This is a genomic window from Pseudooceanicola sp. LIPI14-2-Ac024 (assembly GCF_042188925.1).
Classification (GTDB): domain Bacteria; phylum Pseudomonadota; class Alphaproteobacteria; order Rhodobacterales; family Rhodobacteraceae; genus Pseudooceanicola.
Genome location: NZ_CP170102.1, coordinates 3307501 through 3317357 on the forward strand (window position 1 = coordinate 3307501; position 9857 = coordinate 3317357).

At 62.9% G+C, this 9857-nt stretch carries 8 protein-coding genes, 1 tRNA gene, 2 rRNA genes and 1 pseudogene (1 of these 12 running past the window's edge); 6 read left to right on the forward strand and 6 right to left on the reverse strand.

Features of this window, described 5'->3' with window-relative positions; translation table 11 throughout:
- From ACE2AC_RS16345 to ACE2AC_RS16355, 3 genes are all read left to right on the forward strand, one after another.
- Window positions 1–1043, forward strand: a 23S ribosomal RNA gene (locus ACE2AC_RS16345) (it extends 1785 nt beyond the left edge of the window).
- A 92-nt stretch (window positions 1044–1135) separates the two neighbouring features.
- Window positions 1136–1250 (forward strand): 5S ribosomal RNA (gene rrf, locus ACE2AC_RS16350).
- Window positions 1251–1324: 74 nt separating this feature from the next.
- A tRNA-Met gene (locus ACE2AC_RS16355) sits at window positions 1325–1401 on the forward strand.
- On the opposite strand, the gene ACE2AC_RS16360 is transcribed toward ACE2AC_RS16355, so the two are convergent.
- From ACE2AC_RS16360 to ACE2AC_RS16375, 4 genes are all read right to left on the reverse strand, one after another.
- On the reverse strand, window positions 1358–3085 hold the full coding sequence (locus ACE2AC_RS16360) for a recombinase family protein (protein ID WP_375692127.1): 1728 nt from the start codon (window positions 3083–3085) through the stop codon (window positions 1358–1360). The two genes, ACE2AC_RS16355 and ACE2AC_RS16360, sit on opposite strands and share 44 nt — an antisense overlap.
- Entirely contained in the window at window positions 3082–3246 is a 165-nt protein-coding gene (locus ACE2AC_RS16365; RefSeq protein ID WP_375688491.1) for a hypothetical protein, read from the reverse strand. The genes ACE2AC_RS16360 and ACE2AC_RS16365 overlap by 4 nt, the downstream gene beginning before the upstream one ends.
- A gap of 129 nt (window positions 3247–3375) precedes the next feature.
- Window positions 3376–3801 (reverse strand): hypothetical protein, encoded by a 426-nt coding sequence (locus ACE2AC_RS16370; protein WP_375688492.1) that lies wholly within the window; start codon window positions 3799–3801, stop codon window positions 3376–3378.
- Entirely contained in the window at window positions 3794–4312 is a 519-nt protein-coding gene (locus ACE2AC_RS16375; protein WP_375688493.1) for a hypothetical protein, read from the reverse strand. The genes ACE2AC_RS16370 and ACE2AC_RS16375 overlap by 8 nt, the downstream gene beginning before the upstream one ends.
- 648 nt (window positions 4313–4960) lie before the next feature.
- Here ACE2AC_RS16375 and ACE2AC_RS16380 point away from each other — a divergent pair.
- The 3 genes from ACE2AC_RS16380 to ACE2AC_RS16390 all read left to right on the forward strand — a co-directional run bounded on the left by ACE2AC_RS16380 (window position 4961) and on the right by ACE2AC_RS16390 (window position 7114).
- Entirely contained in the window at window positions 4961–6250 is a 1290-nt protein-coding gene (locus ACE2AC_RS16380) for a hypothetical protein (RefSeq protein WP_375688494.1), read from the forward strand.
- 128 nt (window positions 6251–6378) lie between these two features.
- Window positions 6379–6684, forward strand: coding sequence for a hypothetical protein (locus ACE2AC_RS16385; protein ID WP_375688495.1), 306 nt, complete (start codon window positions 6379–6381; stop codon window positions 6682–6684).
- 208 nt (window positions 6685–6892) lie between these two features.
- The gene (locus tag ACE2AC_RS16390; protein WP_375688496.1) at window positions 6893–7114 is read left to right on the forward strand and encodes an antitoxin Xre/MbcA/ParS toxin-binding domain-containing protein; all 222 of its coding nucleotides are present in this window, start codon (window positions 6893–6895) and stop codon (window positions 7112–7114) included.
- Here the strand turns inward: ACE2AC_RS16390 and ACE2AC_RS16395 are convergent.
- Together ACE2AC_RS16395 and ACE2AC_RS16400 are read right to left on the reverse strand one after the other, a co-directional pair.
- Window positions 7106–8249 (reverse strand): annotated as a pseudogene (locus ACE2AC_RS16395) (IS3 family transposase). The gene ACE2AC_RS16390 and the pseudogene ACE2AC_RS16395 overlap by 9 nt on opposite strands.
- 288 nt (window positions 8250–8537) lie before the next feature.
- Window positions 8538–9482, reverse strand: a complete 945-nt coding sequence (locus tag ACE2AC_RS16400; protein ID WP_375688497.1) for a hypothetical protein — start codon at window positions 9480–9482, stop codon at window positions 8538–8540.
- Between the last annotated feature and the right edge of the window lie 375 nt (window positions 9483–9857).

A 9857-nucleotide genomic window follows, 5' to 3' on the forward strand; every position in this document is an offset into this window, starting at 1 on the left:
GCCCGGTGCCGGAAGGTTAAAAGGAGGGGTGCAAGCTCCGAATTGAAGCCCCGGTAAACGGCGGCCGTAACTATAACGGTCCTAAGGTAGCGAAATTCCTTGTCGGGTAAGTTCCGACCTGCACGAATGGCGTAACGACTTCCCCGCTGTCTCCAACATCGACTCAGCGAAATTGAATTGCCTGTCAAGATGCAGGCTTCCCGCGGTTAGACGGAAAGACCCCGTGCACCTTTACTACAGCTTCACACTGGCATCAGGCCAAGCATGTGCAGGATAGGTGGTAGGCTTTGAAACCGGGACGCCAGTCTCGGTGGAGCCTCCCTTGAGATACCACCCTTGCTTCGCTTGATGTCTAACCGCGAACCGTTATCCGGTTCCGGGACCCTGTGTGGCGGGTAGTTTGACTGGGGCGGTCGCCTCCTAAAGCGTAACGGAGGCGCGCGAAGGTTGGCTCAGAGCGGTTGGAAATCGCTCGTTGAGTGCAATGGCAGAAGCCAGCCTGACTGCGAGACTGACAAGTCGAGCAGAGTTGAAAGACGGCCATAGTGATCCGGTGGTCCCAAGTGGGAGGGCCATCGCTCAACGGATAAAAGGTACGCCGGGGATAACAGGCTGATACTGCCCAAGAGTCCATATCGACGGCAGTGTTTGGCACCTCGATGTCGGCTCATCTCATCCTGGGGCTGGAGCAGGTCCCAAGGGTACGGCTGTTCGCCGTTTAAAGAGGTACGTGAGCTGGGTTTAGAACGTCGTGAGACAGTTCGGTCCCTATCTGCCGTGGGTGTAGGATACTTGAGAGGAGTTGCCCCTAGTACGAGAGGACCGGGGTGAACGGACCACTGGTGGACCTGTTGTCGTGCCAACGGCAGTGCAGGGTAGCTATGTCCGGACAGGATAACCGCTGAAGGCATCTAAGCGGGAAGCCCCCCTCAAAACAAGGTATCCCTGAGGGCCGTGGTAGACCACCACGTCGATAGGCCGGAGATGTAAGCGCTGCAAGGCGTTCAGTTGACCGGTACTAATGGCCCGATAGGCTTGATTTGATCCAGTAGAAGCCAGGCTTCGAAAAATCAGACAGTCGTACACACCAACAAGCGTACGGCTTGGACAACGATCAAAGAGGGGGTTTCCTCGGTCTGGTGGTCATAGCACGAGCAAAACACCTGGTCCCATCCCGAACCCAGCCGTTAAGTGCCGTCGCGCTGATGGTACTGCGTCTTAAGACGTGGGAGAGTAAGTCGCCGCCGGACCTAGAAAACCCCCTCAGATATCTCTCGACGATGAAAAAACAAAGCCTCTGATCACATGACCACGAGGCCATTGGCGCGGGATGGAGCAGTCCGGTAGCTCGTCAGGCTCATAACCTGAAGGTCGCAGGTTCAAATCCTGCTCCCGCAACCACTGAAATCTGCATCGCAGACAAAGACGCGCCCCAATAGGGCGCTTTTTGCGTTCCAACAACCGGTTGAAAGACCCGGGACAACTTGCCCCGGATCTCGATACGCATGCCGTCCCGCGCCTCGGGATCGCCCCAGACGCGCGCCTCGCCCAGAAGGTCGCGCAGCAGCGCGTTCGCCGCCACCATCTGGTCACTGCCCGTCAGGAGGTCCTCCAGCCGTGCCACCTGGGCGCGGTACACCGCCTCGAGCTCCGAAGCCGACGGCGGTACGAAGGGCATTTGCTGGTCGATGTCCGCCAAGGCATTCCGCAGGGCGTCACGCTCGGCCTCACGGGCGTTCAGGCGGCCCAGCAGCGAGTCTCCGGCTTCGTCGGTCTCGAGCCTGTCGAGCAAACGTTCGATTGCCGTTTCGACCTTCTTCAGCCGGGTCTCAAGGGACGCCCTGTCCGGTGCATGCCCCCGCGCTTGTTCCGCCAACAGGCGTTCCACCTCCGTGGCGAATTGCTCAGCGAAGGCCGGGGTCATGAGACCGGCCCGCAGCCGGGCCAGCACGCGATCCTCAAGCTTGTCGCGGGTGATCGTGCGGCTGTTCCCGCATTCCTGCTTGCCGCGGGTCTTTCTCGTGTAGCATCCGTACCGTTCCTTGCCGGTGATGGTGAAGCCGCCGCCACAACAGCCGCACTTTACGATGCCGTTCAGCAGGTAGCGCGCCCGATGGCTCTCGTTGAGCGGCGCCGTCTTCCCTGCATACTTGGCGTGGGTCGCCTCCAGCCGATCCTGCACCGCGTTCCAGACCTGGTCCGAGACGATCGCGAGCTCGGGCGCCTCACCAAAGACGATGTGGTGCTCTTCAGTCGCCGGCCGTGAGATGCGATTGCCGGTGTCAGGATCATAGGAGAAGCGGTTCCGGCCGTAGACGATCCCGCCGACATAAGCCTCGTTACGGAGCATGCCGTCGCGCTTCTTTGCGTTGCCTCGGATCGTGGAGTCGTTCCATTTGCCACCGGACGGGGAGGTAACACCCTCCGTGTTCAGCCTGGCCGCAATCTTCCGCGGCGAGTGACCGGCGGCGTAGTCGTCGAAGATGCGTCGCACGATCTCGGCTTCGCCCGGATCGATCTCACGGTTGAGCCCCTTCTCTGAAGGAACGACACGATAGCCGTAGGCCAGTCCCGCGGATACGCGGCCGCGTTTCGTCGTACCGATTTGACCCCGGCGTGTCTTGTCGGCGATCTCGCGCGACTGGAATTCTGCGATGGCGGCGTGGAACGGCATGAGCTTCCAGTCGAATTTGCCGCCGTGGGTCGCGAACAGTTCCACGCTCCGGCTCTCCATCCAATCCGAAAACGTGCTGATGTCGGCTGCGCGCCGACCGATCCTCTCAACGCCCTCCACGATGACGGCTCGCACGTCCCCGAGGCTGATGCGCTCCTTCATGGCGCAGACTCCGGGGCGGCTGCTGAGGAGCGTCCGGCCTGTTGAGGCTGGGTCAGAGTATTCGCCCGCGATCTCGAAGCCGAGCCGATCAGCCGTCTCGCGCGCGAGCGCAAGTTGGTCCTCGCACGACATCTCGTTCTGCTTCTCGGTCGAGTACCGTGCGTAGAGGACGACCTTCGGCTGAATATCCTGCTTGGCGTGGGTCGCCGAGCCGGCGGCGCGGCGGGCTTTCCGCTGTTGGATCGTCATGCCGTGTGATCCTTCTTCTGGGTTTGGGCAACGTAGGCCTTCGCGATGACGGTCACGAATGCCGAGAGCGTCATCTCGACACGGATCGCTCCGCCTGGATTGTCGTTCGCGGCCTCGATCTGTAGGCGGCTGTTTGCGTCGTTGTGAGTCGAGTTGTTCATTGCTCGATGGCTCCTGGGTTTCTTGGTTTGCCACATGGGCCAGCAAGAAGTCTGATCGGATGCCATTTTCGGAAAAGCGGTTTGGTTTGATTTGGTGCGAGCGCCGGGAATCCAGCGCTCGCACCCGCTTCAGGCGGCGTCTTCCGTGCGGAACTGCAGCGCCAGGACCTCCGCCCGGCGCACGGCATGCAGGCGGGAGAGGGCCTCGTGCAGGGCCGCCACGTCCTCGCGCAGGTTGTGGACCTTCAGCGCGTCTTCCGTGAGCGTCCAATACACGTCAGGGTCGCCCCACTCTTTCACGTCGATCTTCCGCACGCGCCCGGCCACGATCACGTGGCTTGCGGCGTCGAGCACCGGCTCGAAAGCCAGCAGATCCCGTGCACCGTAGATGCGATCGCGATCGATCTGGATGGCGAGTTCCGACGCATAGCGCGCCGCCCGCTTGTCGAGCGTGCCCGCGAGCTTGTTGAGCGCGGTAATGGCGGAGCGCTTCAGCTCGAGCGCCTGAAACGTCGCCTCGAGGATCGGGTCGTAGTCGAGCTTCAGATCAGACATGGCGCAGCTCCGTCGCGAGCAGCTTGCCTTTGCGGCGGCGTTCGACAGTGACCTCGCGCGGCTGAGTGCGACGACGGCGGTGTAGCTGCGTGCGGCGGATGTCGCGCTCTGCGTGGATACGCGCGCGGACATCGTTCATGCGATCCGCCGACCATCCGGTGAGCTGGCCGAGAACCGCCGTTCCGCTGACGGGGTTCACGTCGAAGCCGGAGTGGTTGAGCGACACGAGCAGCCGGCGGGTCGAGTTGAACCACGTCGGCTCTTTCAGCGACGCCGCTTTAACTTCGTCGTCGAGTTCGACTTTGATCGCGTAGCCGCGCAGCTTCTTCGGCATGCCCTTGGTGGTGCCATAGGCAAGCCATGCAAAGAGCTCGCCGAAACGGTCCTCGACATCGAGCACGAGCGTGGGGCGAACCTTCGGGTCGTTCTCTCCCTCGCGCTGGTGCGGGAACCGGAACGCAACGACGTCGCCGCGCTTCAGCGTCTTCTTCCAAGTGGTGTTCATCGTCATGGGGTCTCCTCTTGATGACGCGCCCACGCCGCCCGGAGCCCGGATGGGGTCCTTTCGAAGCCGCGTGGCACGACACGCGCGCGGCTTCGAAAGGACCGCGTCCGGCCTCGCCGCCTTCCCACGCCGAGAGGGGGTTCGGGGGAGACGTGCGCAACGGTCTCCCCCGGGAGCGGGGTGGTCCAGGAGGGGTGCGGAACGGCCTCCTGGTCCGTCGGAAGACGCCAGGGGGTGGAGGGGGAGTGGCGAACGACGCCCCTCCGAGCAGGGGATGCAAGGGGAGTGCGGAACGACGCCCTTGCGAGCAGGGGGTGTCCAGAGGGGGAGTGCGGAACGATGACCCTCTGGTCCGGCGGAAGGCCCCGGGAGGGTGTGGGAGGGCGGCGCGCCTCCCGCAGCCGCGCGCCAGCGCGGCCGGGGTCCAGGGGGTGTCCCCCTGGCGAACGCAGACCGAGCACAAAGGCGCCGCAGGCGACGACTGCGCGGTCTGATTAGTGAGTAACCAGCCCTGCACTCCCGAGGGAGCGCCGCAGGCTGGGGCGCAGAACAAACCTGTCCATCCGGATTTGCGACGGGGACCCACTTCCCGACCTCCAGGATGGAGTACAGGACGTGGCGAAGGCTTATCCGGTGGTGATGAGGATGCGGGGGATGTGGCCGAAGGACATCGGTGGCTTCGAGGTGCATCGCACCCGACAGCGGGGTGACCTCGGCCATGTTTACACGAGCCGGACTTCCAGAAACCGCCGGCTGATCGGAGAGGAGGACTGGGCGAAGCGAGCGCAGCAGGAGGTCGCCGACATGGCGCTCGAAAACCACGCCAAGGATCTCGAGAAGCTCAAGGCCCGGCGCCGGACGACGGAATGGAAGAAGCGCGTGGCCAACGGTCCGCGCGATCCGTGGCGTGCGACCCGGCACGGCCCCATGCGCGAGATCATCCTCACCGCGAACCGCGAATGGTTCGAGGGCAGAGAGGCGGACGCACCTCGGGGAACGGACGCTCCAGAGACCGATATCGTCGATGGCGTCATGACATCGCCCGTCGACGACCTGTTTGGCGGCGACGAGATCGAGGGCGACCGGACGCCGCGCAGCAGGACCGAGCACTTCGAGGACCTCGCCAAGCAGTGGCTGTTCGAGCATTTCGGCGACGATGTGGTGCACGCCCGAGCCGATCTGGATGAAACGACCTACCATGTTCACGCGGTGATCCTCCCGCGCGCGGTGACGAAAGACGGCCGCCGTGTCCTGCAGCCATCGAAACACGCCATGATCGAGGACTACGAGGCCGCGCAGGACAGCGTTGGCGCGTGGTTTGCCCAAGCCGGCCTCGTCAGGGGCGAACGCCGGGCCGAGAAGATCAGGGACGCCATCGAGCACAATGCTCGCCTGCGGAAGGATGACCCGTCGGGCAAGGATGTCAGGCCGGTCGATGTTCCGAAGAAGCGGCGGCACGTCAGCCCGCGCGACTGGCGCCGGAGGCAGGAACGGAAGCTGGCGGAGCGTGAATGTAAGCTGACCAGCCGAGAGACCAAGGTCACGCAACGGGAGCAGAAGGCCGAAGAAGTCCTGGAAATCGCGGCAGCGGTTATCAAGGGCGACATTTCCATGTTCGAGGGAACCGAGGAGGCAACTGCCCAGGGCGCATCCAAGACCGGTTCAACGGCCCCGGCTTTGTCACCAGCGCGACGCCTGTTCGGCCAGGCGCTGGAACGGTTGCGGGGCAAAGCTGAGGCGGAAGCGGAAGATCGCCTCCGACGAGAATTCGCCCTGGTCGAAGCCGCTCGGGCCAGTCTCGCGGCTCTTGTCAGACGGCTGCCGCAGAAGACCCGGGAGAGCATGTCCGCGGTCCTCGACGGTCTGGGGCCTGAGTTCGCACGCCTGAAGACCCGCCTCTCGCGCAAAGGCCCCGGCGAACGTGACACCGAGGAAAAGTCCTGAATGAGACCAACCAAACCAGATTTTTTTTCTCCGGCCAAGAACCACTTCCCGTCCAGCCGAGAGGAGCCAGGTCCCTCCGGTCGCGGGTTCGCCCCGGTTCAACTTTATTTGGAAAGGCAGGTCCCTCGATGGGATTCACTAAAAATGAAAAGAAGGTCATCCTGACCATCCTCGAAAAGTCCGACCGCGATGACGCCGAGAACGCGATCATCCGCGTTCTGCTGGACAAGTTCACGAAGTTCTTGGCGGACGCCGATGAGGCGTTCCTCACGGAGTTCTTCACCCGGGTCGAAATGATCGCACCCGCCACCTCGGCCCAGAAGATCGCCCTACACGATCTACGGCCCGAGGGTGTCACGAAACAGGTCGAAGCTCGCCGGGCAGAGTCCACCGGGAGCAGGAAGGGGCGTGCGCATGCGGAACAGCAGCAGTAGTCACTGAGAATACGCGAGATATCGTCACGAAGGCGCGGGACCTGGCCCGCGCCTTTTCTTTTGGACCAGTACCTCAAACGCATCAGACACCACCGCGCCCGAAATCTGCGAGCCATTCAGGATGTTGACCAATATCGGCTTCAAGCCCACGGTAAGCAGGTGAATACGGAGCGATCAGATGCCAATTTCAGACGACGCTGAGAGCGTCATGGCCGTCGTCCGGCCCAGGTTTCCGACGCCGGATTTGGCAACGCGCTGGTTTCGCGAAGAGTCTATCCCGGGGTTCTCAGGTTTGACTGCGGCGCAACTCGTCGAGGCTGGGCGCGCCGATGACGTGGTCGAATATCTGGCGGCGGTCGATGCCGGCATCTGCACTGCTCCCCAACCCTGGACCGCCGGAAGCTGGATTTTCCCGGCTGTGTCACGATGACGGGCTGGTTGCGCCATCGGGATAATGCACGGCAATCGGGACGTTGTATCCGATCGCGCTGTGGGGGCGGTCTTCGTTGTAGTGCCTACGCCAATCTTCCAGCTTTTCGCGGGCGTCGGCAAGGCTCATGAACCAGTGGGCGTTCAGGCATTCCGCCCGCAGTTTGCTGTTGAAGGCTTCGATGAAGCCGTTGTCGGTCGGCTTTCCGGGCCGTGAGAAGTCCAGCGTGACGTCGTTGGCATAGGCCCAGAGATCGAGGTCGCGGGAGATGAATTCGCTGCCATTGTCGACCCGGATCGTCTTTGGGTAGCCGATCCTGGCGCAGACCTTCTCGAGCGTCTGAACGACGTCCTCGCCCCGGTAGGCGAAGCGGGGATCGGCCGCCGGACAGAGCCGGGAATGGGTGTCGACCACTGTCAGGATGCGGAGCTTCTTGCCCATGGCGAGCTGGTCGTGAACGAAGTCCATGGCCCAGACCTCGTTAGGACCGACCGCCTCCTGACGATCTTCCCGCAGCTTCGCCTTCACCCTACGCTTCGGGTGCTTGTTCCTCAGCTGAAGGCCCAATTCGTTGTAAATCCTGCGCGTCTTCTTCATCCCTCTCGGGACATTGCTTAGCAATGCCCTGTCGGGCAGTGGTTGATCACCCATCCCTCGCGCCGCAGCAGGACGTGGACACGCCGATAACCGTAGCGCACCCGCGTCTCGCAGATCTCCCTGATCCGTCTCTCGACGGCCGCCTGGTCGGTGCGGCGGGACTTGTAGTGGAACGTCGAGGTGTCGAACCGAAGGGCCCCACAAGCCCCGCGGATCGATACGCCCCAATCGATGCACATCCCGCGAACAAGTTCGCGCATCCGGCCAGGCTTCAGAGCTTTCGCCGGATGACGTCCTGCAAAATCTCCCGGTCCAGCGTCAGGTCGGCGACGATCTTCTTCAGTCGGGCATTCTCGTCCTCGAGCGCCTTCAGCCGGCGCATCTCGTCCGGCAGCAGACCGCCGTATCGCTTCTTCCAGTTGAAGTAGGTCGCCTGGCTGATCCCGGCCTTGCGACAGATCTCCGCGACCGGCGTGCCTTCCTCGCCCTGCTTCAGGATGAACGCCTTCTGCGCCTCCGTGAACCTCGATGCCTTCATGCGATTCCGCTCCTCTCCCAGCCAGGAAAGATTAGCTGGAAACTCCAGCTTCAAACGGTCCAGTTTTCAGGGGGCAGAGCAGTTTCTGCTTTGATCGGCGCAGGGTGAGCAATCGCCCGAGGAGCTGAGCATCATCTTGCGCAGCGGGGCATGCGATTTCGGTGGTCAGGGTCAGCGCGTGGACAGCAGGGGGCTCTCAGCAGGGGTCTGGTGATCCGAAGTCGAGCGCGGGCGTTCGGTATTGCAGTCAGCGTGCTCTTCGACCGTAGGCTCTTCGCGTCTATCCACTCACGCCTTCGGCGTCCGCCCGGCGATCTCGCGCTCCAGTGCGGCGGGGGCGAGCCACTCGGGAGGGGTGTGCTGGAGCCGCGTCAGCATGTCGTCTCTGAGCGCGCCGAGATACCGGCTCTCCCAGTCGGACAGGAGCCCCCCGCCAGCCAGCCGCCGTTTCCAGTCGATCGCCATGTCCACCGTGGGGAAGGGGGACCAGGGCAGCGGGGCGACAAGGCGGTCCGACAGCTCCGGCGTGCCGAGGTAGTCGAGCGCCGCTTCGCATTGGGAGCGGTATCCGAGCATCACCATGAGCGCCGCGGGAAAGCTCTCGTCCTCCGGAGCAGGCCCCGGCGAAAGGGCGAGAAGCCGGGGGCCGAGATGTCGGAAGATCGCCAGTATCATCAGCGGGGACGCGGTCGCGGCCGTGGTGTGTTCGAGGATGTGTCGTGAGAATTCTGCGCCGATCGCGTCCTCCGCCTCGCGGAAGGGGGCGAGTGATCCGACCGGTTCCACACGCAGGTCGGGAGAATCAATTCTGAAGACAGTGCCAAGCGCCTTGGCCACCTGCGCCAGAGTATTGTTCGCGATTTGGAGCCAATCGGACGGATCGACCTGTCCTGGTTCCGTCGTGGAAATCGTGACCTGCGCTTCCGAAGGGCGGTCCCCGTCCCGGTTGTCGATGATCAGGAAATAGTCGCCCGCCTCGGGAACCACAGCGCTGACGCCGGGCGCCAAAGCCATTCCCGTCGACACCAGGGATGCCCCGGTTTCCAGAAATCCCGCCATGCCGGTCTCGGCGACGATATGCAACCATACTGGGGCGGAGGCTCGGACCTGCGCATCCAGAAGGAGACCTTTGGGCAGGTCCCGCAGCCCGGCGCTGGTCCAGCGTTCCGGCTCGGCCGACAGCACGAAGGACGCTATTTTTCGGGTCGCAGCTGGCGCGTTATCCACAGGCATTCGGAAACGCTAAGCCCTGGGTGGTATCGTCGCAAGAATTTAGTTTCCGAGTCATTTGGACGGTATTCAAATGGAAACAATTAGCTGGTGGAAAATAAGAGTTTGCCGAACGGCCAAGCTTCCTTAGGGTAACGTCAGGGAAGGTCCGGGAACATAAGACCCGAGGCGGTGCTGCCAATTGTCGCCATTCGATCATCCCGTTGCACCTTGGGGGGTGATCATATGTCTTTTCCTTTCGGTCGGACCACGCGTCCGGCGCAGAAAAACTTTACCCGACAGACCGGCACGGTCAGTGCGCAAGCGAACTTCGCGCTGGCTGAGCCCTACGAAAAACCGGTCCGGGCCAAGCGCCGGCACCGGCACGAACTCGAAACA